General features: G+C 64.1%; 15 protein-coding genes. 4 read left to right on the top strand and 11 right to left on the bottom strand.

Translation table 11 applies throughout. The annotated features are described in order from the left end of the window. Window positions 1-20: 20 nt before the first annotated feature. From galE to AC1RT8_RS11400, 6 genes are all read right to left on the bottom strand, one after another. Window positions 21-1,022 (bottom strand): UDP-glucose 4-epimerase GalE, encoded by a 1,002-nt coding sequence (gene galE, locus AC1RT8_RS11425; protein WP_493075765.1) that lies wholly within the window; start codon window positions 1,020-1,022, stop codon window positions 21-23. A 110-nt stretch (window positions 1,023-1,132) separates the two neighbouring features. After that, on the bottom strand, window positions 1,133-1,510 hold the full coding sequence (locus AC1RT8_RS11420) for a hypothetical protein (RefSeq protein ID WP_493075764.1): 378 nt from the start codon (window positions 1,508-1,510) through the stop codon (window positions 1,133-1,135). 400 nt (window positions 1,511-1,910) lie between these two features. Next, on the bottom strand, window positions 1,911-3,152 hold the full coding sequence (locus AC1RT8_RS11415; protein WP_493075763.1) for an NHL repeat-containing protein: 1,242 nt from the start codon (window positions 3,150-3,152) through the stop codon (window positions 1,911-1,913). A gap of 40 nt (window positions 3,153-3,192) precedes the next feature. Then, window positions 3,193-4,374, bottom strand: a complete 1,182-nt coding sequence (locus AC1RT8_RS11410; protein WP_493075762.1) for a YncE family protein — start codon at window positions 4,372-4,374, stop codon at window positions 3,193-3,195. Window positions 4,375-4,387: 13 nt separating this feature from the next. Continuing rightward, window positions 4,388-5,257, bottom strand: a complete 870-nt coding sequence (locus AC1RT8_RS11405; RefSeq protein ID WP_493075761.1) for a cupin domain-containing protein — start codon at window positions 5,255-5,257, stop codon at window positions 4,388-4,390. Between the two features lie 68 nt (window positions 5,258-5,325). Continuing rightward, on the bottom strand, window positions 5,326-8,286 hold the full coding sequence (locus AC1RT8_RS11400) for a TonB-dependent receptor domain-containing protein (RefSeq protein WP_493075760.1): 2,961 nt from the start codon (window positions 8,284-8,286) through the stop codon (window positions 5,326-5,328). 648 nt (window positions 8,287-8,934) lie between these two features. Here AC1RT8_RS11400 and AC1RT8_RS11395 point away from each other — a divergent pair. Continuing rightward, complete coding sequence (locus tag AC1RT8_RS11395) at window positions 8,935-9,300, top strand: hypothetical protein (RefSeq protein ID WP_493075759.1); 366 nt, start codon at window positions 8,935-8,937, stop codon at window positions 9,298-9,300. A 245-nt stretch (window positions 9,301-9,545) separates the two neighbouring features. Here AC1RT8_RS11395 and AC1RT8_RS11390 read toward each other — a convergent pair whose 3' ends face one another. The 4 genes from AC1RT8_RS11390 to AC1RT8_RS11375 form a co-directional block, all read right to left on the bottom strand. Beyond that, window positions 9,546-10,655, bottom strand: a complete 1,110-nt coding sequence (locus tag AC1RT8_RS11390; RefSeq protein ID WP_493075758.1) for a hypothetical protein — start codon at window positions 10,653-10,655, stop codon at window positions 9,546-9,548. Between the two features lie 78 nt (window positions 10,656-10,733). Beyond that, window positions 10,734-11,912 (bottom strand): YncE family protein, encoded by a 1,179-nt coding sequence (locus AC1RT8_RS11385; protein WP_493075757.1) that lies wholly within the window; start codon window positions 11,910-11,912, stop codon window positions 10,734-10,736. 38 nt (window positions 11,913-11,950) lie between these two features. Further along, window positions 11,951-14,968, bottom strand: a complete 3,018-nt coding sequence (locus AC1RT8_RS11380; protein WP_493075756.1) for a TonB-dependent receptor domain-containing protein — start codon at window positions 14,966-14,968, stop codon at window positions 11,951-11,953. 36 nt (window positions 14,969-15,004) lie between these two features. Continuing rightward, the gene (locus tag AC1RT8_RS11375) at window positions 15,005-15,208 is read right to left on the bottom strand and encodes a hypothetical protein (RefSeq protein ID WP_493075755.1); all 204 of its coding nucleotides are present in this window, start codon (window positions 15,206-15,208) and stop codon (window positions 15,005-15,007) included. A gap of 571 nt (window positions 15,209-15,779) precedes the next feature. Between AC1RT8_RS11375 and AC1RT8_RS11370 the strand changes: the two genes are divergently transcribed. After that, window positions 15,780-16,709: an RraA family protein gene (locus AC1RT8_RS11370; protein WP_493075754.1), complete on the top strand. Its 930-nt coding sequence runs from the start codon at window positions 15,780-15,782 to the stop codon at window positions 16,707-16,709. A 56-nt stretch (window positions 16,710-16,765) separates the two neighbouring features. Here the strand turns inward: AC1RT8_RS11370 and AC1RT8_RS11365 are convergent, their stop codons facing one another. Continuing rightward, complete coding sequence (locus AC1RT8_RS11365; RefSeq protein ID WP_493075753.1) at window positions 16,766-17,641, bottom strand: NHL repeat-containing protein; 876 nt, start codon at window positions 17,639-17,641, stop codon at window positions 16,766-16,768. 325 nt (window positions 17,642-17,966) lie between these two features. On the opposite strand from AC1RT8_RS11365, the gene AC1RT8_RS11360 reads away from it, so the two are divergent. Continuing rightward, window positions 17,967-18,737, top strand: a complete 771-nt coding sequence (locus tag AC1RT8_RS11360; RefSeq protein ID WP_493075752.1) for a GntR family transcriptional regulator — start codon at window positions 17,967-17,969, stop codon at window positions 18,735-18,737. A gap of 167 nt (window positions 18,738-18,904) precedes the next feature. Continuing rightward, window positions 18,905-20,050, top strand: coding sequence for a fumarylacetoacetate hydrolase family protein (locus tag AC1RT8_RS11355; protein WP_493075750.1), 1,146 nt, complete (start codon window positions 18,905-18,907; stop codon window positions 20,048-20,050). The last annotated feature ends 22 nt before the right edge of the window (window positions 20,051-20,072 follow it).

Below are 20,072 nucleotides of genomic sequence, written 5' to 3'. Positions count from 1 at the left end.
GAGGAAGCGGCGCCGAGCCCTTACTGGTGGCCGCGCTGCTCCAGCACCCGCTCCCAGGCCAGCGCGTCCTTCACGATCGTGTCGAGATCGTCGAGCGCCGGCTTCCAGTCGAGCGTAGCGAGAATGGCGCGGTTGTCGGCGATCAGCTCGGCCGGGTCGCCGGGGCGGCGGCCTTCGAGGCGGCGCTCGATCTTCATGTTGGTGACCCGGTCGACCGCGTCGAGCACCTGCTGCACCGAGAAGCCGCGGCCATAGCCCGCGTTGAGGAAATGGTTGCGCGCCGGCTCGGCGACCAGCAGGTCGAGCGCCGCGACATGCGCCGCCGCGAGATCGCTGACATGGATATAGTCGCGCACGCCGGTGCCGTCGGGCGTGGCGAAATCGGTGCCATAGACCGACACGCCGTCACGCTTGCCGGTCGCCGCCTCGACCGCGACCTTGATGAGATGGGTCGCCCCCGCGGTCGACTGGCCGCTGCGGCCTCCGGGATCGGCACCGGCGACGTTGAAATAGCGCAGCGCGGCGAAGTTGATCGGATGGGCGGCGGCGACGTCGCGCAACATCGCCTCGGTCATCAGCTTCGACATGCCATAGGGGTTGATCGGCGATTGCGGATCGCCCTCCGCCACCGGCACCTTCTGCGGTGTGCCATAGGTCGCCGCGGTCGAGGAAAAAATGAAGTGGCGCACGCCGCACACCACCGCGCTTTCGATCAGCGCGCGGCTGGCGGCGGTGTTGTTGCGGTAATATTTGAGCGGGTCGCTGACCGATTCAGGCACCACGACCGAGCCGGCGAAATGCATGACCGCGCGCACGCCATGGTCGCGCATCGCGGCGCGGACCGGACCGTCGTCCTCGATATTGGCCTGGACCAGGGTCGCGCGCGGATCGACCGCCCAGTCGAAACCGGTGACGAGATTGTCAACGACCACCACGCGGTGTCCGGCATCGAGCAGCGCGAGCACGGCGTGGCTCCCGATATAACCCGCACCGCCCGTAACCAGCACCGCACCGTCAAGCATCATGATCTCCCGTAAGTCCGCGAACGCGTTAGGGCCTGCATCCAGCCTCCGCAACATGAGGAGGTCGGATGCAGGCCCTTCGGTGCGACCCGGCTATGTGAGTCTCGCGCTCAGCAGCGGGCGAGGAAATCCTCCATCGCGTCATAGGCGGTGGATGTCAGGCGGAGATAGGAGCGGCGGCCGTCATAAGGATCGGCCTCGCGCACCACGAGCGAGCGCTCGATCAGCAGCTTGACCCAGCGCAGCCCGGTCGACATCGGCTTGCCCGAGCCGATCGCCGCGCTCGTCACCGAGACGCGCTTGCCGCTGGCCTGGGCGATGTAGAGATCGAGCATCAGGTCCCAGCCGGGATCGCCGAACAGCTCGTTGCCCAGCACTTCGTCACGCAGACGGCGCTGGTTGTGGATGTGACGCGCCTTTTCGATCAGCCCGAATTCGGTGCGCAGGCCGACCCGCATATGAGCGACCGGCAATTCCTGGATCAGCATATTGGTTTCCCCCGCTCCCCGGCGACCCAGCAACTATAAGGAACAATGCGGGAATCCACGTTATGCCAAAGTCGGAACACCGTGTTCCACGGTGACCTCAACGGCATTTGCCCGGCGCGGGGCGCCGCGGCAAGGGGCGGAATACGAAAATAACGAAAATCGGGGGTAATAATCGGCGGAATTCCGCCATTTATTCGATATTGGCGTACCAGATGCCGATATGGCGGCACACGACACCTCTTGATCGGGGTGGATGGAACACCCCCGGTGGAACACCTTCCGAGCGACGTGGAACACCTCCGGAGGGTGTTTGGAACACCTTTCGGCGCGGTGTTCCACATCGACCGGTCGGCCGTGCCGGCCCGCCCGTGCCTTGACGCGGAAGGGCCGGTCCAGGCGTCTATTTCGCGATGCGGGTCACGCGGCCGACGCTTGTGTCGCCCGCCCACATGTTGTTCTGCTTGTCGAACACCCAATAGCTCGCCTCGATGAACTGGCCCTTGCCGATGCCCATGCCGTTGCCGGTGGCGCCGACGACCTTGCCGGTCTTACGATCGAGCTTCAGGAACTGGCCGTCCTGGCCGCTCGCCATCCAGGGTTCGCCATCATGGTCGAACTGGATCGCGCAGACCAGATTCTCGGTTGCGATCTGGCGGAGATACTCGCCTTTGCCGTTGAAGATGATGATGCGGTAATCCTCGCGGTCGCCCACCCAGACATCACCCGTCTTCGGATCGACGCCCAGGCCGTGCGCGTTCTGGAACTTGCCCCGGCCGGTATTGTGGCCAAACCACTGGCCGATATAATTGCCGGCCTTGTCGAGGTGCAGGACGCGGGCGGCACCGATATTGTTGGTGGGATCGTCCGAATCCACCACGTTCGGGCTTTCATTGCCATGCCCTTGCGCGATGTACATGTCGCCGTTCGGGCCGAAGGCGATCATCACCGGCTCCCACAGCAGGCGCTGGCCCTTGCCCTCGTCCCAGTCGCCAGGATGGCCCGAGGTCCCTATCGTCTGCAACAGCTTGCCGTCCGGGCTGACCTTCTTCACCGTCGCGTTGGCGGTGTCGATGATCCAGACATTGTCCTCGGCATCCACCGCCATGCCGTGCGCCTTGTCGGCATGGCCGATCACGTCGTCGCCGACCGACAGGGTCAGCTTGCCGGCGGGCGAATAGCGCAGCAGTTGCGGGCTGCCGGCGGGCTTGCGCTGGAACACCCACAGATTGTTCTTCGAATCGAGCGCGACCGCAGGCACACCGCCGATGCCGGGGGGAAGCTGGATCGGGTAGGAGAAACCATAGCCGAGCTTCTGTTCCCACTGGACGCGCTGGAGCTGGCCGCGCTGCGGGCCGTTGCGGTTCTGGCAGGCGGTCGAATGGCGGCAGCCCTGGACCGAGGCGGGACGCGCGCCCGCTGCGAAGGGGGCGCCTTCCGGCCGCGGAAGCACCGTCACCACGCCATTGGCGTCGACCGAGGTGCGGCCACCCGGATCGGGAAAGCTACCCTGCAGGAACCAGGCGGGCGAGCCATCCACGGCAGGCCCCCTGGTCGGCGGTACGGTCTGCGCAAACGCACCCGTGACGAGCAGGATGGCGCCGAGCGTCGCGCCGGCGATCACGGGTAGTACAGGTCGGATCATGTCAGTCTCCTGGGGGTAAATACGGTGTTGGACGAAGGGGCTAGCGGCTCTGGGCGGTGCTGATCGCGCCGGGGCGGGTGTCGAACTTCAGGGTGGCTTGCATATCCCGCCTCAGCGACGTGCCGTCGAAGCGATAGACCTCGATCTCCCGCGCGACCGCGCCCTGCAATAGGATTGTTCGGCCGTCCTTGCTCCAGGTGGCGCCCTGCCCCCATTGACCGGTCTGCGCCTGGGCAACGAGCGTCAGCGCGGGGCCGTTGAGGCGATAGACCTGCAACAGACCGAACGGGCTGAATTGCGCCGAACTCGGGTTGGCCGAGGAGCCGTTGACCACCGTCACCTCGAGATAACGGCCATCGGGCGAGATCGCGACATGCTCGGGCGTCGGGCCGACCTCGACGCGGTTGACGACCTTGTCGGTCTTGAGGTCGATCACGCTGACGGTGCCGATGCGCGGGCCCCGCGGTGCCGTGGTACCCTCTGGCAGCAGGGTGCCGAGCAGGTTGGTGTTATAGGCATAGCGCCCGTCGCGGCTGAACACCGAGCCGTACGGGTTGCCGCCAGTCGGATACATAGTGCGGGTATCAGTGACTTTCGTGCCGTCGATCGCGAGGCGCCAGATGCCGTTGCCCCGCCGCTGGGTGACCAGCGCGGTCCTGCCGTCGGGCGAGATGGCGACGTCGACCGGACCTGCCCTGGCATCGAGCTGCAGCTTGTTGGCGAGCGTCAGCGTCTTGTTCGCGATCGAATAGACCGAGATCGTCCCCTCGCCCGTCGCCGCGACCAGGGCGAGCGTGCCCGCGCGGTTGATCGCGACGCCCGAGGCGCCGTCGCCGGCCTTGATCGTCTGGATGACCTTCGGGTTGGTCGGGTCCTTCAGGTCGATGACCGAGACGGTGTCGTCGAGGATGAACTTGCTGCTGTCAGCCGGATCAAACTTCTGGCCGTTGGTGACGATCGCGAAGCTCGTGTCGCGGGCGACGGCGACAATGGTCGGCGGGCCGATCATGCTCACCGGCAGCTCGACCTTGCCGATCACCCTGGGCGGATAATGGTCGAGGTCGATGACGGCGACATTGTCTGGCTTCACGTCGCCCGGCTTCTGGCCGAGGCGCGGCTGCTTGCCGTCATTCGCGGAAAGCGCGAGCTGCGCGCTCGCGCCGCTCGCGGCCAGACCGAGCGCGAACCCGGCCAGAGTCATTGCGATCGAGGATCGGTTCATCACTTCGGCTCCGTCATTTCGGCGGGGGCATGTTGGAGCGCACGGCGAGGATGCGCGCGGGCTTCGAGCTGGGCGCCTTGTCGTTGTAGAAACCGACCGTGGTGTTCGCCCGGTAATAATAGGCGTCGCCGGGTCTGGCCGGGAATTTGGCCTCGACCCCGTCCATCCCGCCGCCCGCGACCATCTGCCCCGTACCGTCGAGCATGAGGTAGATCTCTTCCTGAGTCTCGTGATGGTGCGGGAAGTTGGTGGCGCCGGGCGCGAACTCCATGACGAACAGGCTGATCATCACGTGCCCGGTCGAGAGCTTGTCGCGCGTGCTCTTGGTGTCGCCCATCATCAGCCGGTAGAGCGTGTCGAGCGGGTGGCCGCCGACATTGACCAAAGGCACATCGGCGATATTGGCGATCTTCAACGTGTCGGGGATGGTCAGCGGCATGGCCTCGGGGATTCTGAAGCCCATGAGGGCGGCCTTCACGCCCTTCGGCCCGCCGTTCAGCCCGAACGCGACGGTCGGCGGCAGATAGAGGAAATCCTCCTTCTTCACCGGGAAGCTCTTGCCCCCGTACGAGACGGTGCCGTCGCCATCGAGGATCACGAACATATGCTCCTCGCGCGGATAGCTGACCAGGCTGCTCCTGCCGTTCGGATCGACGGTGAGCTCGCCGAAGCGGCTCATCGCGCGCAGCAATCTGGCGTTCGCATCGCCCTCCCCGAACAGCGCCTTGTAATGCGCGGTCGGGCTGCTGATCGGCACCGTCACCGGTTTCACGTCCGGCACGAAGCGGTGGAGGAAGGTCGGATCGACGGTGCGATGGGGGTCGGTCTGCGAAACGGCGGGCGTCGCGCACAACAGCAACAATGGAACCCAGATCTTCTTCATGACTAGCTCCCGAGTTTCGAAAAAACCGGCGCCCTCCCGCGAACGGGGGAGGGCGCCGCAAGGGGGGCTCAATATTTCATGCGCAGGCCAATGCTGATGACCCGGCCGAGCGGGTTGGACCCGAACGGATCATAGCCATTGGTCGCGTTGAAGAAGGGCGGCGCCTTGTCGAAGATGTTGTTCGCATCGACATAGATTTCGCTCTCGCCGAGAGCGCCGCCCTTCGAGAATTTATAGCCGGCATGGAGATCGAAGGTCGTCCACGCCCCCACCTTGTCGCCGCCGCCGGACACATTGCCGTTGGCGTCGAGGATCAACGGATTGACCGTACCGCTGCCCCAGTTCTTGTACGCGCCGACATGATTCATGAAGACCTCGAACGATGCGCCGTCATGGCTCCATCCGGCATTGAAACGGGCCTGGCGCTTGATCGACGGGAAGGTCGAGTTGATACCCACCGTGTTCAGCACGTCGAACTTCGGGCTGCCGACAAAACCCTGCTGGAACTTCAGGAATTCGGTGGCCGAACCACCGATGTCGAACTTGCCGATGTCGGTGGTGAATTCATAGCTGAGCGCGATGTCGAGGCCGGTCAGATCGAGATCGAGCGCGTTCGACTGCGGGCGACGGAACACATAATAGGTTGTCGGCGGCAGGGCGGTGGTGATCGGCACGTCGTTGATCTGGGCAGCGAGCTGCGCCGGCGTGGCGCCGTTCGGATAGATTGTCAGCAGATAGTTGAGCGCGCCGTTGTTCAGGATGCAACCCGGGGCGCAGGGCGAGGTGATGCCGCCGCGAAGCTTGTTGTTGAACAGCGTGACCGATCCGCGGAAGCCGGGCAGGAAGGTCGGCGCGAGATCCAGGCCGACCGACCAGGTCGTGCCCTTTTGCGGGCCGACATTGGGGTTGCCGGTATCGACCACCACGCCCTGGATATTGCCGCCGATCGTGCAGAACCCGCCTGAACAGACGATGCCCGGGATATTGGCGATCTGCGGAAACCGGGCGACCGAGACCTGGGCCTGGGTGTTGATGAGCTGCGCTGTCGAGTTGCTATAGGTGCCGTAGAGCGGATCGCCGACCGATCGCATCGATGGCGCCACGAACGACCGGGCCCAGTTGCCGCGCAGCTTGATGCCCTGGACGACCTCGATATTGGCCGCGAACTTCGGATTGAAGGTGCCGCCGAAATCACTGTAATGATCATACCGGCCCGACGCGCTGAGATCGACGCGGTACAGGAAGCTGTCCATCTCCGGCGAGATCACCGGGATCAGTATCTCGCCATAAGCCGATTCCACATTGCGATCGAGCGGGAAGAAGCGCTGGGTCGAGCCCTGACTCGCCGGACCGGAATTGAGCGGGCGGACGACCGTCGTATCCAGCACCCATTTCTGCAGCTCGCCGCCGAACGCTATTTTCACGGCGCCGCCGGGCAGGTCGAACAGCGACCCGTCGATGCCAGCGCGGAATTGTCGGATCGAGCTGATATGGCTGGTCGAACTGCGGCTGTCGGTTAGCATCGCGCGCACCGCCGCCGAGGTGCGGTTGGTCGCCGCCGGGTTCCACACATCGAGCGCGTTGTTGACGGTCAGCGGCAGGTTGAGCGGGATCAGATTGGTGCCGGCGACCGGTGTCGTCATGCTGCCATTGGTCTGCACCGTGCCATTCAGGGCAAGCGTCGCGCAGCTGGTGCAGAGGCTGCCTTCGGATACCTGCGCGGTGCGATCCTCACCGTACAGGGCCATGGCGGTGAAGCGGAAATTCTCCGTGAAATGCCATTCGGCATTGGCGGTCGCGATATAGGTCTTCGCGCTGTTGTCGGTGAAGGCGCCAGGACCGAGCAGCTGGTCCGCATTCCAGCGGATGGTCTGCTTGAAGGCACCCGGATTGCGCGTGACGCCGTCGGCAAGGGTGTCCGAAACGCCGGGCGGATTCACATAGAAGGGATTGGCTTGCGCGGTATCGCGGAACACGGTGGCCTGGATGCCGCCACGCGCATTGCGGGTGAAGGTGTCGCGATCCGAATAGACGAAATCGGCCGACAGGGTCAGCGTGTCGGTGATGTCCTGCGACAGCTTGACCATCGCGTTGTAGCGCCGTTCGCGGCCGATACGATCGCCGAAAGGCTGGTTGTCGCAAGGCGCGTTGGCGGGAATGTTGGCCTTGTTTTCGGCTGAGGTAGGGGAAAGATAGATATTGCCGGCGCCGTTCAACTGGATCGTGGCGGGCGAGCAGTTGAAGCTCTGGAAGTTGGTGCCGCCCTCATCGATGTGATTGGGCTGAAGATAGGGGCGGTTGTTGTAATCGTACGGCACCGCGCTCGATCGCGAGAAGCCGAGGCCGAGCGTCACATAGCCGCTGTCCCAGCTCTTGCCGCCGAGCAGGCCCGCCGCGAAGGTGCGGTAGCTGGCGCCGAACCCCGCCTGGGCCGTGCCCATCACGCCGTCATAGCGCTTGCGGGTGATGAAGTTGACCACGCCGGCGACCGCGTCCGAGCCATAGGTCGCAGACGAACCCTCGGCGAGGACCTCGACGCGTTCGAGCATGATCGGCGGGACGATCGACGGGTCGGGCAAAGCCAGCGAGGTGTGACCGAGCGGAATGCGGTGGCCGTCGATCAGCACCAGGGTGGAGTTGGAGGCGGATGAGCCGAGGCTGTGAATGGTCGGCGCATAATAAGCGTTGCCGGCATTCTGGCCGACGCCGCCGCTGCCGATGCCGGTGATCGCGGGCACGGTCTTGAGGATCTGCTGGACGTTGATCGCGCCGGTTTCCTCGATCGCCTCGCGACCGACCGACACGAGATTGCCACCGACCGGGGGCGCGCCGCGGATGCTGGTGCCGGTGACGATGATGTCTTCCGGGTTCGCATCGGACGCGGGCGAATCCGCCGCCTGTTCAGCCTGGATGGTTTCCGGCGTGGCCCCCGGCGTCACCTGCGCCCAGGCCGTGGCGGACCAGGACGTCGCCGTCAGAAGGATGAGTCCGGACGCGCCAGACAACAGGCCGCTACAGGATTTCGCCATTTTCAGTCTCCCCTTTGGATTTTTCCGGGCCATTTTTAGCCTCGGATTCGGTGATAAATTCGCCGTGTTATCCGTGCTCTAGAGGCACGTATGGGTGGGTTCTGCCGACCCCCATCGGCAGCATCGCAAGAATGCATACACATTGTGCTGCGTGCATGCATCTTCCCATTCACTGGTGCTGTCAATAGATTCCTGAGCCCGTTCCGGGGCGGGAAAGCTGCGGCTCTCACCATCGGAGCGAGGCTGGTCGCGCCACCCGGAAACCGGGTCAAAAAGGGCGGTGTCATACTCCCCAAACACAGGGGAGTGCTAGATGAATGGTCCTTTGAATGGATGGCCGCACGATTCTGCGCGAGAGACCCCTTCAACGGCCGGAGAGGCTATGCGCTTTCATCTCGTCTATAGGGGTCCCCTGCCTTCATCAGGAAACAGTTCCAAGAAGCCGGGGTCTGTCGTGGCTATCCGACGAGAGTTACCTCCGCAGATTGACTATCTGTGGAAGACGCACAATTCGTTGAAAACGCTTCTCAAAACTGGCGCCAAGAAAATTTCTGGAACCGCGTTCGGGATTGCGGGCCCGACCGTTTCTGCTCGTGAAATGGCGAGGGATCATCCAGTCACTTTGAAGATTGTTGCTTACCGATCCATATGGGCGGCAAATGGTACATGCCCCTGGTTCGCCAGTCGCTTAACCTCGCCTGCGAATTGGATATTCTGTTTCTTCGTCAGCAGGATCCAGGAGCACTCGTTTCGCAGGGCGGCGATATAGATAACAGGATTAAAGTCCTTCTTGATGCGCTTCGCATGCCTGAACAAGACGAGCATGACCGCGATCCGCCAGAGGAGCCGGGTTTGTTTTGCCTAATGCAAAGCGATACTCCCATAACACGCCTGAGCATCGATACGGATAGGCTTTTAACCCCTGAGACCGACAAAGCTCATGAAGTCAATTTGATTATAGGTGTAAAGATCAATGTTCTCCAGGTCGGAGAACATAATATGTGTCTACTATGACTGACTGCGCGGAGTGACTGACTTCACAAGCCGTCAAGTGCCGCCTCAGCCTCTGCGGGACAGCAATGTCGTGGGGCAAATTAGACGGTCGATTTGGGCGCGTAACGGCTGCACAGAATGTCGCCCGTGAACGACCGTTTCCGACAAGTGACGGACGTTCAGCGACCGCGTTTGCAATCGCTATAGTCACAAAAAAGGGTCGCCCGATTACGGACGACCCCCGAGGAGAGTCCGAGGTCGACCGCTCAGACAGGCATTTTCCGCTTGGTGAATTCGCGACCCATGATCGCGACGTCCTCGCCGCCCTGGCCCGCCGCCACGACCATGCAGCCATCCTTGATCTGCTGGATCACATTGTTGTGGCCCGGCTCGGTTTCGGCGGCGTTGAGGAACATGACCTTGTTCTTCTTGCACTCGGCCAGCACCTTCGCGCGGACCGCTTCCATATTGGGGAGCGCGGAGACGTCCTCGACCACCTTCCCCGCCGCATCGCGCACCACGGGGTGACCGGACAGGCCGCCATCCTCCACGCCGTGATAGCCGTTCAGCCAGAGATTATGATCGCCCGGGCCCCATTCGGCCATGGCCAGGCCGGGGAGCGCCAGGGTCTGCGCGACGGTCTTGTCGGCATAGGTGTCCTCGATCTTCACCCCGAACATGATCTCGCCGCGCGGGTTGAGAGGCCAGAGATCGGCGATGTGCTGATAGGTGCCGCCCGACACGCCCCAGATATCCGCGGCATAGCTGGCGCTGTTACCGCGCAGGCCCCGCATCGCGACCTTCGGCGTGTTGGGAAAATCGGGGAAAGGATAGCGCGCGCCCATATGCATATAGGTCTCGATCGCCTTGGGATCGCGCGCGTGGCAGATATGGATGCCCATCACGCCGGTGCAGAGCAGTTGCTCGATCACCCAGGTATTGGCGCGGGCATAGGGCTCGTCGAGGCCGATGATCGGGGGCGAGACGAACACCGCGGGGAAACGGTGGCCGGACTTGGTGCCGCCGCCGTCCTTCAGGCCGCGCATGAATTCGCGCAGCTCCTTCAGGTCGAAACAGCCATGCTCCATCTCGTAGCTGATCGCGTCTGCCCAGGTCTTGCACATCTTCTTGCCCTGTTCGTACGGATCGACGTTCGGGCCGACGCCTGAGCCGGTATAATAGATCGGTTGGCCGTCCTCCCACAGCTCGATACATTTGTTCAGCCGGCGCGGCTTGTAGTTCATGTCCACCGACGAGGGCTGCTTGCCGGTGTTGATCGGGCGCGCGGCGCGGTTCTGCGCCACGGCCTGGGTGGCGGCGATGCCGACCCCGACGGCGGCACCGGCCATCAGGAGTTCGCGCTTGTTGATGTCCATGAGCTTCCCCTTTGTCGCTGGAGGTGGATCGGAAGAGGCTGTCCAGCAGCGTGGCCTCTTGCATCTCGGTGAGGCGGATCAGCGGCTGGTCGCGACAGCGATCGCGCCGGGGCGAGCCTCGAAATGGAGGGTGGCGGCAGTGTCCTGAGTCAGACCGGCCTTGCCGTCGAAGCGATAGACCTCGATCGCCCTGGTCATCGCGCATTGCAGCAGCACATTGCGGTTGTTCGCGCTGAACACCGCGCCCTGGCACCAGGCGCCGCTATGCGCCTCGGCGACCCTGGTCAGGTTGGTGCCCTGAACGCTGTAGATCTGAAGCAGACCGTACGGGTGATAGCCGGGCGCGGTCGCCTGCGCCGCCGAGCCATTGGCGACGACCACCGCGAGATATTTGCCGTCCGCCGACAGGGCGACATGTTCCGGCGTCTGGCCGACATCGACATTGTTGACCGCGCCGGTCTTCAGGTCGACCGCGGCGACGGTGCCGATCCGGGGCGCGCCGTCGCGTGCGGGCAGTGCGGCACCAGGCGCGAGCGGCCGGCCGCCGAGATTGGTGTTGTATGTATAGCGGCCGTCGGGGCTGTAGACGACGCCGTAAGGTTGCTGCCCAGCGTCGATCGTTGCGCCGGCAAGCCCCACCTGCTTCCCGACGACCGAGAGCAGGATCAGCTTGTTCGCCTGCTGGCCGACCACCATCGCGGTCTTGCCGTCGGGCGCGAAGGCGACATCGGTCGGCCGGGTCTTGGCCTCGAGCTGGAGCTTGCCTTCGGGCGTCAGCTGGTTGCCGGCGATGGAGTAGATCGAGATGGTATCGTCACCGGTGCTTGCGACGAGTGCGAGCGTGCCAGCATGGTTGATCGTCACGCCGCTCGCGCCCGGCCCGGCCTGGACGGTCTGTACGACGCGGGGCGATGCTGGCCGGGCGAGATCGATCACCGAGACCTGGTCGTTCAGTTCAAGATCGGCGGCCGCGTTCAGCCGCTGCGCCGCCGTCACCAGCGCGAAGCGGCCGTTGCGCGCGACCGCCACCGCCGCCGGCGGTCCGATCATGCTCGCCGGGACGGGGATGGTCGCCAGGGTCCTGGGCACGACCCCGCGCAGGTCGATGATCGACACCGTATCCGGTGTTCGTGTCTCCTTGCCTTCGTTCGGGCGGAGCTGCTTGCCGTCATTGGCCGAGACGGCGATCTGGGCGTGGAGTGGAGGGGAGCCCGCCAGCAGCAGCGCGGCGACGATCAGGCTGGATGCGGACTTCATTGGCTCCCCTTCTTTCATTTCATGACGTCGACTTGTGCTTAGAAGTTTGCCCGGAAACCGACCGAGACGAGGCGGCCGAGCAGGTTCGAGGTGAAGCCGTTGAAGCCCCAGGCGCCGACGCCGCCGGCGCCGGTGGTGTTGCCGTTGTAGAAGGGCGGTTCCCGGTCGAAGAGGTTCTTCACGTCGAGATAGATCTGGCTGCCGTTGAGGAAGCTGCCCTTGAACTCATAGGCAGCGTGCAGATCGACCGTGAAGTCGGGCTTCACATGGTCGCCGCCCCCGGTCGGGTTGCCGTTGGAGCCGAGCGTCACCGGCCGGACCGAGGTCTGGATCCAGTTGCGATAGGCACCGGTATAGTTGCCGAACAGATCGAGCGAGAAGCCGCCCATCTCCCAGCCGAGCTGGCCGCGTCCCTTGGTCTGGATCGACGGGAACTGCGAATTGTAGCCCGAGGTGTTGAGGATGCTGAACGGCGTATCGCCGAAATCCTGCAGGAAGCGCGTGAAATAAGTGAGCGACCCGCCGATGGTGAAGGTACCGGCACCCGATGTCGGCATGCGATAGTTGAACTGGGCATCGATGCCCTGGACGTTGAGGTTGAGCACGTTGCCGACGTCTCGGTTGATCAGGAAATACACCGTCGAGGGCAAGGTCGCCGCGGTGGTCGCGCCGTTCGCCACGTTGGTGAAGGTCCGGATCTGGTCCGCGGTGCAGGTGGTCGGGCAGATCGTCAGCCGGTCGTGCAAAGCGGCCGAGTTGATGATCAGCGGCTGGGCCGGCGATGCCACGCCGCCCTTGAACACGTTTGCCCAGTAAGTGACGTTCATGGTGAAGCCGGGGATGAAATCCGGGTTCAGGTCGATACCGACCGACCAGCTGCTGCCGGTCTGCGGTACGACGCCGGCGAAGCCCGCACCGAGCGACCGGTCGAGTCCCTCACGCCCGGTATTCGCACCGACGCGGCAGGTGACCGTCGCCGTTTCGCAACCCGGGAGCAGCTTCACCTCCGGATAAGCGGCGACCGGCACGTCGAGCACGGCGCTGGCGCCGGTACCCGTCGCGCCGCGCAGATAGCCCTGGCGCGCGTCGCCGATCTGGTTGAGCGGCGGCGCCACGAAGGATTCAGCCCAGTTGCCGCGGATCTTGATCCAGTCGTTGATCTGCCAGTTCGCCGCGACCTTGGGGTTCGTCGTCGATCCGAAGTCGCTGTAATGATCGATGCGGCCGGAAATGCTCAGGTCGAACTTCTTGACCAGCGGGACATCCATGTCCTCGCCGACCACCGGAATATAGACTTCCAGATAGCCCGACTTCACGTTGCGCGGACCGAGGTTCATGATGAAGTTGGTGTAGCCGGTACCCGTGCTGTTCGGGGTGAGGCCGTACACATCCTGGGTGACGTGCATGAATTCGCCGCCGGCCGCCATGCGCAGCGCGCCGCCCGGCAGATCGAACAGCTCGCCCTGCGCCTCCAGCTTGAGCTGGTACATGTTGTTCTGGTGTTCGTTGTTGGTGTTGTTCGTATAGAGATACTGCCACACCGCCGCCGAGGTGCGGTTGTTGCCAAGGCCGTTCCAGACGTCGAGCGCGTTGGCGGTGGTCAGGGCCTGGCTGACCGAACCTGTCTGGCCTGGCTGCGGCAGGACGCTCGATATCGTGCCGTTCAGTGCCGGCGATCCGTTGAGCGCCAAGGTGGCGCAGGTGCTGCAAAAGGTGTTGCGGCCGCGCTGATAGCTGTTGGACCGGGCAAGGGCGCCGCTGGCGGTCAGCGACCATTTGTCGGTAACCTTATAATCGACCACGCCGGTCGTATAGAAGGTCGTGTTCTGATAATTGTTGGTGCCGTAATTGCCGCTGGGCGTCAGCGCGAGCCAGTTGACCAGCTCCTGGGTGAAGCCCGATCCGGCCGGCGCGCGGAAGAAGGGGTTGATCTGCGTGCCCTTGCCCGACCCGTCGCCGAAGGTCTGCGCGTTCGACAGCGTGCCCGGCGTGCCGGTCGAGAAATGCTGCAGATGGTTGAACACGAACTTGCCGGTGAAGGTGATGCGGTCGCCCAGCTCCTGGTTGACCACCACGAGCACGCCCTCACGCTGAACGCCCGGCACGGCGCTGCCGTAGATCGAGGTGTTGCACATGCCGTTGGCCGCCTGGTTGTTCGGCAGGGTCGAGGTGGCATCGGCGCTCGGATAGATCACCGTCGCCGATGAACTGCCGCGGATCGTGGCGGGTGAGCAGTTATAGGTGTTGGTGTTGCTGCCCCCGATATCGCGATAGTCGCCGCGGCTCAGGAACGTCCTTTTGTCGTTGGTGATCTCCTGCTGCTTCAGGAACTGGCCGGCGATATAGACGCCGCCCGTATCCCATTTGGTGCCCCAGATGCCGTTGAGATCGTAGCTGCGATAATCGTCGGCGAAGCCGACCCGGCCATTGACCTGAAGGCCCTCGAAGGTCTTGCGGGTGATGAAATTGACCACGCCGGCGACCGCGTCCGACCCGTAGATCGAGGAGGCGCCGTCAGCCAGCACCTCGACCCGCTGCAGCGCGGGAGTCGGGATGATGTTGGGATCGGTCTGGGCATATTGCAGGCCGCCGCCGGGCATGCGCAGCCCATCGATCAGCGCGAGCGTGGTGTTGCTGCCGCTGCCCGCGAGGCTGTGGATCTGCGGCGCGTAATAGGAATAGGAGCTCTGCGCCTGCGGGGTCGACCCGGCGGTGGTGATCGCGGGGACCGTGTTGACGAGTTCGGTGGTCGAGGTCGCGGCCGTCTTGGCGAGCGCCTCCTGCCCGACCGACACGAGGTTCGACCCGACCGGCGCGACGCCGCGGATCGCCGAACCGGTGACCACGATGTCCGCGGCGGGATCGGCCGCGTCTTCGTCAGGCGTCTCCTGGCCCGAACCGGCCGATGGCGGTACCGGAGAGTTCTGGAGAGAATTCTGCGCCACTGCCGCTGCCGGGGTCTGCTCCTGCGCTTCGGCCGTGGGGGCGAACGCAAACATGGCTGCAAGGGCAATCGTCGAACCGCTCAGCTTGAGCGTGGGCAACAGCTTGGTCACTATCTCTTCTCCCCGGTTGATTCTTGTGGGTCGCGATCAGGAGGCTCCGGCGCAGCGCGGCACGGCATGGAGAGCGGCGTGGGGGGTGTCGTGGCTGAACGGTGCAGCGTCGCGGCCTTCGGGCTCCCGGCAAGCGGGCACGAGGCTCGGGCAACGGGTCGCGATGCGAATCCCGATCAAGGCATTCTCCCCTTTCATGTCGCCGCGGCTTTTGCCGTTGACGTCGCCGGCACCGGTCATCCCGCCGCCCGCCTGCCTCCCGAGTCCGGTTGGCAGTACACTTGGATACAATTCTAATCGTTGAATACAAGATGATATTTCATGCTGCATTGCGATACGAAAAATACGATTTATTTGATGGCAGTGGTCGCTGCCGGCCGGAGTGCGGCCGGTCCTGGCTAAAGGCGCCGCGCCGACATAGCGCTCCCGATGATTTTCGCTTTTACTGGTGTGACTTACTAAGCGCCGTCTTCGGCGCTTCGAGCGTTTCTCGTCGCTCGTCGAGCGTATCGGGCATGGGTCGGATACCCGATTCGGCGGGTCGCCCTGCGCGCAGTAAAGTACAACCGGATTCGGCAGTTTGTTCCACTGGCATGCGAAGCGCGGGTGCCGACGCGTCGGCTAGTAAATGTATTGAACTCACAATAATTGTATGCAAATTTTGACGAACGCTCCGGGCTGGTTCGTCCGTCCCTGCGAGCCCAGGAAAAGGGGGAAATCGAAGCAGCGGAAAAATGGGTGCCCCGCCGATCGCTGAGCACGACTCCGGCCAAGGCGGATGCGACAATCACAAGAACAAGGGAGAGATGCAGTGAGAAAGCTTTTATTGGCCGCCGCGCTGGGCGCGTCAGCGCTGGCGATGGCGACACCGGCCCAGGCGCAGATCCAGGCGACCAAGGACGAGATCCTGTTCTACACCGCCGACTGGACCGGGGAGCGTTTCCCCGACGGCCGGCCCAAGGTGCCCGACGCGATCCTCAAACGCCTGCTCGACGTGAATACCGAGGAGGCGTGGGGCATCCTGCGCCAGGCCGGCTACAACAATCAGTTCGAGGGCGGATTCCAGATGGTCCATGATGACCGGCCGTTCGTCGGCCGGGCGCTGACCGTTCAATACCTCCCCATGCGCCCAGACATGAACAAGGCGATCAGCACGCTCGGCAAGAAGGAGGGCCGGATCGGCGGGCATAACAGCTGGCCGATCGACATGCTCCAGGTCGGCGACGTCTATGTCGGCGACGGCTACGGCAAGATCGTCGATGGCACGCTGATCGGCGACAATCTGGGCAACTCGATCTACGCCAAGTCGAAGACCGGGGTTGTGTTCGATGCGGGCGTGCGTGATGTGGCCGGCCTGGCCGCGATCGACGGGTTCAACGCCTTCACTCGCGGCTATGACCCCTCGGCGATCCGCGAGATGGAGATGTTCCGGATCAACGGCCCGATCCGCATCGGCCGCGCGACCGTACTTCCCGGCGACCTGATCCTCGCCAAGCGCGAAGGCGTGGTGTTCATCCCGGCGATCATGGCCGAGAAGGTGGTGAAGGGTGCCGAATATATCGCGATGCGCGACGGCTTCGGCCACCAGATGCTGCGCGAGCAGCGCTTCACCCCCGGCCAGATCGACGGCCGCTGGACGCCCGAGGTGAACGCCGCCTTCCTCAAATGGGTCGACGAGCATCCCGACCAGATGAAGATGAGCAAGGCCGAACTCGCCGAGATGATGAAGGCGCGCGAATAGCGAGGGACGCTCGCGGGAAAGGAGAAGGGGCGGCCTCGCGGTCGCCCCTTTTTTCGTCAGACGAAGTCCACCCGGAAGATCTTCCCGCTCGATTTGCTCGCCCGGTCCGGCCAGCCGGGATGCACGCCGGCGTCGCAGCCATACATCACCCCGTCCCGGAAGGTCAGGCCGTGCGGGTCGGCGCTGCCGGGGACGAATTCGGCGGTCTCGAGCAGCCGGCCGGTCGCGAGATCGTATCGGGCGAGGCCCGGCTTGAAGTTGGGATCGGTGTTCGAATCGCCGGTGACGATCCAGATCGCGTCGCCGTTCACCGCGAGGCCGTGCAGGCGCGGCGCCTGGCAGGGAATGAACAGCTCGGACACCCAGCTTGTCGGATCGACCTTCAGGATGCCGCGCAGGCGCAGCGCGGTGATGTAGAGCTTGCCGCCGGCATAAGCGACGCCGTGGCAACCACCGCCATTGTCGGCGGGACCCAGCGGAATCTGGCGGTGGCTGACGGTGCGCCCGTCGAGATCGGTTTCGAAGATGCCGTTGGGCGCGGCATTGGCGCCCATCCAGAGATGCCCGCCGCCGAACGCCATGCCGCTGGTGTTCTTCGATTCGGTCCTGACCTTGCGCAGCACCTTGCCGTTCCAATCGACCAGATAGGCGTCGTTCGACACGCCGACGCCCTCCGCCGTCAGCTGCTCCGCGACCCACAGCCCCTCAGGCTGCGAGTCGATCGCGTTGGGATAGCCTTCGGGGCTGAGGAACAGATCGGTGGTGCGGACCTTGCGGTGCGGCACCGTTGGCGCCGGGCGCGTCTCGCGCGCGATCCGGGCCGCGTCCCTGTCCTGCTTCGCCTGGCCGGTGTCTTGCGCCACGGCCATCCGCCCCAGCCCCAGGCCGAACCCGATACCAAGGCCCGCCCGCAGGAATTCGCGCTTGTCCATCGATCCTCTCCCCTTTTTGCGTGTATGCACGACTCGTTTCGACCGGTTGCGCCAGCTTCTGGCTTGTCTTTTTTCGCCCATATTGCATGTAAATTATAATAGTCCATACAACTTGCATGCAAGTTGCGTTAGGCCGCTGAGCAGGCTAGATTATTCAAGGAACCAGAACATAATGAGGGGGAAGGGTGACGGGATCGTCCACACAATCCGATCGGGAAACCGGGTCCATGGCAAGGGACGTCGGCTTGATAAGTCCCGTTCCGGCCTTTAGGTAAACGCTGTCTCACGACGTAACCTCCCAAAAAAATCACCATTAGGCGCTGAGATGATGAGCCGAACTGTAAAAACTGGCACCAAGACCAAAGCCGTCCGAGCCAAGGCTCCGGCAAAGAACGGCGCCAGTGCTGCACCGCGCAAAGGCAGGCTTCGTCTTGATGCGGTGAAGACAATTCGGAAGATGATCCTGCTGGGTGAGTTGCCGCCGGGCGAGCGCCTGCGCGAAGTCGCCTTGAGCGAGGCACTCGGCATGTCGCGCACCCCGATCCGCGAGGCCTTTCGTACACTCGCTGCCGAAGGGCTGATCGACCTGCTGCCGAATCGCAGCGTCGTGGTCAGTGTGCCCGACAAGTCGGAAGCGGCCGATGTCTTCACCGTGCTCGGCGTGCTTGAAGGCCTGGCCGGACAGCTCGCCTGCCGCCGCATGACGCCCGAACAGATCGAGATTCTCGACGAGTTGCAGGCCGACCTTGCCGCCTATTTCGAGAAGTCGGACCGGCTGAGCTATCTTGAGGCGAATCGCCTGATCCACGAGCATATCGTGCAGGCGGCGGAGAGCCCGTCGCTGATGCTCGCCTGGCGGCTGCTGCTGCCACGCGCCGAGCGCGCGCGCCACGTCACCACGCTCGACCATGACCGCTGGGCCGAGGCGTTCGCCGAACATTGCGAGATCAACGCCGCGATCCAGGCGCGCGACGAGAAACTGCTCAAGCAATTGCTCGAAAGCCATTTCGCCAAGGGCGTCGAGAGCATGAAGAAGAACGAAGCCCGCGAGCGCGCCAACCGCCGCGCCGAGATCTATGCGGGCGTCACCAGCTAGGCTTCTCCCGCTCACGGCTTGAGGGCCTGCGCAACGCCCATGTGGCGCCACGAACCCCGGCATGGGCATAAAATCCGACGATACCCGGTTGTCTGTATGCAAGACGGTTGATATGCATACAGGAAATCGGGCGCAGTCACGCGACCCGGAGTCGGGGAGAATGACGAGTGCGCGACCTGCTTCCGACAGACAGCCTGGACGCGACTCTGGTTGGCCGGCTGGCGACGGACCAGGGGCCGATTCCCGTCTCGATCATCCATGGCCATGTCTTCGATCTTTCCGGAGAAGCGGCAACGATATCCGGCCTGCTCGAGGCGATTCCGCCGGGCGGCACGCTGCCTGCGGGCCGCGATATGGGCCCGGTCGAGGCGCTCGACCTGAGGCCGGCATGGGACGAGGGCGGGCCCGGAAGGCTGCTCGCGCCGATCGACCTGCACTGCGTCAAGGCATCGGGCGTCACCTTCGCGGTTTCGGCGCTTGAACGGGTGATCGAGGAGCGCGCTCGCGGCGACTCGGCCGGCGCGGCGCAGTTCCGCGCCGAGATCCAGGCGAAGATCGGCGGCGACATCCAGTCGGTCCGCCCGGGATCGCCCGAAGCGATGAACCTCAAGGAAATGCTGATCGCGAGCGGCGCCTGGTCGCAATATCTCGAAGTCGCGATCGGGCCGGACGCGGAGATCTTCACCAAGGCGCCGGTGCTCTCCGCGGTCGGATCGGGCGCCTGGGTCGGCATTCGCAGCGACTCGCACTGGAACAACCCGGAACCCGAGGTGGTGATCATCGCCGATTCCGCCGGCAATGCGCGCGGCGCCACGCTGGGCAACGACGTAAATTTACGCGACATCGAGGGGCGCAGCGCACTGCTGCTGGGCAAGGCCAAGGACAATAACGCGTCCTGCGCGCTCGGGCCGTTCATCCGCCTGTTCGACGACCGCTTCACCATGGACGATATCCGCGATGCGGACGTCTCGCTGCTGATCGAGGGCGAGGACAAGTACCGGCTCGAGGGTCGTTCCAACATGCGGCTGATCAGCCGCGACCCGCTCGACCTGGTCGGCCAGACGATCGGCAAGAGCCACCAATATCCCGACGGCTTCGCGCTGTTCCTCGGCACGATGTTCGCGCCGGGCGACGATCGCGGCGAGCCGGGCCGGGGCTTCACGCACAAGATCGGCGATACCGTGAAGGTGTCGACGCCGAAGCTCGGCACGCTGACCAACAAGGTCTGCCACTGCGAGGACGCGCCGCCCTGGACCTATGGCATTTCGTCGCTGATGCGCGACCTTGCCCGGCGGGGTGCCGTCCAGGCGTAATCGATCGAAGACGCGCCCGCCA

The organism is Sphingomonas sp. GW821-FHT10F11 (assembly GCF_058809095.1).
Note: the sequence above shows the minus strand (reverse complement) of the source record. Positions and strands in the feature narration are given on the sequence as shown.

Excerpts from the sequence above, each read along its gene's own strand:
- AC1RT8_RS11385 (WP_493075757.1), bottom strand. The coding sequence starts at position 11,912 with ATGAAGTCCGCATCCAGCCTGATCGTCGCCGCGCTGCTGCTGGCGGGC.
- AC1RT8_RS11390 (WP_493075758.1), bottom strand. The coding sequence starts at position 10,655 with ATGGACATCAACAAGCGCGAACTCCTGATGGCCGGTGCCGCCGTCGGG.
- AC1RT8_RS11395 (WP_493075759.1), top strand. The coding sequence starts at position 8,935 with ATGGGCGGCAAATGGTACATGCCCCTGGTTCGCCAGTCGCTTAACCTC.
- AC1RT8_RS11360 (WP_493075752.1), top strand. The coding sequence starts at position 17,967 with ATGATGAGCCGAACTGTAAAAACTGGCACCAAGACCAAAGCCGTCCGA.
- AC1RT8_RS11415 (WP_493075763.1), bottom strand. The coding sequence starts at position 3,152 with ATGATCCGACCTGTACTACCCGTGATCGCCGGCGCGACGCTCGGCGCC.
- AC1RT8_RS11375 (WP_493075755.1), bottom strand. The coding sequence starts at position 15,208 with ATGACCGGTGCCGGCGACGTCAACGGCAAAAGCCGCGGCGACATGAAA.
- AC1RT8_RS11365 (WP_493075753.1), bottom strand. The coding sequence starts at position 17,641 with ATGGACAAGCGCGAATTCCTGCGGGCGGGCCTTGGTATCGGGTTCGGC.
- galE (WP_493075765.1), bottom strand. The coding sequence starts at position 1,022 with ATGCTTGACGGTGCGGTGCTGGTTACGGGCGGTGCGGGTTATATCGGG.
- AC1RT8_RS11400 (WP_493075760.1), bottom strand. The coding sequence starts at position 8,286 with ATGGCGAAATCCTGTAGCGGCCTGTTGTCTGGCGCGTCCGGACTCATC.
- AC1RT8_RS11410 (WP_493075762.1), bottom strand. The coding sequence starts at position 4,374 with ATGAACCGATCCTCGATCGCAATGACTCTGGCCGGGTTCGCGCTCGGT.
- AC1RT8_RS11405 (WP_493075761.1), bottom strand. The coding sequence starts at position 5,257 with ATGAAGAAGATCTGGGTTCCATTGTTGCTGTTGTGCGCGACGCCCGCC.
- AC1RT8_RS11420 (WP_493075764.1), bottom strand. The coding sequence starts at position 1,510 with ATGCTGATCCAGGAATTGCCGGTCGCTCATATGCGGGTCGGCCTGCGC.